Source organism: Corynebacterium sp. HMSC08F01, from assembly GCF_001807545.1.
In the GTDB taxonomy this organism is placed as follows: domain Bacteria; phylum Actinomycetota; class Actinomycetes; order Mycobacteriales; family Mycobacteriaceae; genus Corynebacterium; species Corynebacterium coyleae.
Window position 1 is genome coordinate 1 of sequence record NZ_KV789301.1, and the last position, 677, is coordinate 677.

Genomic DNA, 677 nt, shown 5'->3' on the forward strand with positions numbered 1-677 from the left:
GACATGGAGTCCAGCCACTTATTGGACACGATGTCTAGAGACTTTTTGGACACTGAACCGGTGAAATGGTCGGATGGCTATTTCATCGCACACACGCAGAAAGATCGCGGATTTCGATCCGGTCCGCGACGGAAAAACTATCAAGCAGTTTTGCAAGGATGAGAAGATCTCTCGGCAGACGTTTCATAACGTCAGGGATCGTATTGCTCGCCGTGGGCGGGCGGGTATTTTGCCGGACAGTACCGCGCCGAAAAATCCTGCCCGCAAATACACCGAAGCGGATCGCCAAGCAGTCATCGACGCTAGAGTCACGTTGCAAGAGCAGGGGCTAGACTACGGCCCGTTGTCGATCTTTTACCACCTGTTCGACACAATCGGCCCGGAGCGCACTCCATCTCGGTCGACCATCGCGGATTGGCTGCACGACGCTGGAGTAGTTGACGCGAATGCCCGCAAGCGCCCACGCAGTTCGTATAAGCGGTTTGCCCGCGACTTTGTGTGTGAACTGTGGCAGATCGATGCTGTGGTCTACCGGCTATTCGACGTCGAACATACCCAGGTCACGATCTATCAAGTTATTGATGACGCCAGCAGATTCGATGTTGGCACGAAAGCGTTTCCCCGGCCTGAAAACGGCGAGGATGCTCGCATCACCTTGAAAGAAGCATTCGACCGAT

1 pseudogene is annotated in these 677 nt (G+C 54.5%); it reads left to right on the top strand.

The window, feature by feature from the left end:
• Window positions 1-73 precede the first annotated feature (73 nt).
• A pseudogene (locus HMPREF3171_RS04985) lies at window positions 74-677 on the top strand (helix-turn-helix domain-containing protein); the annotation flags it as partial.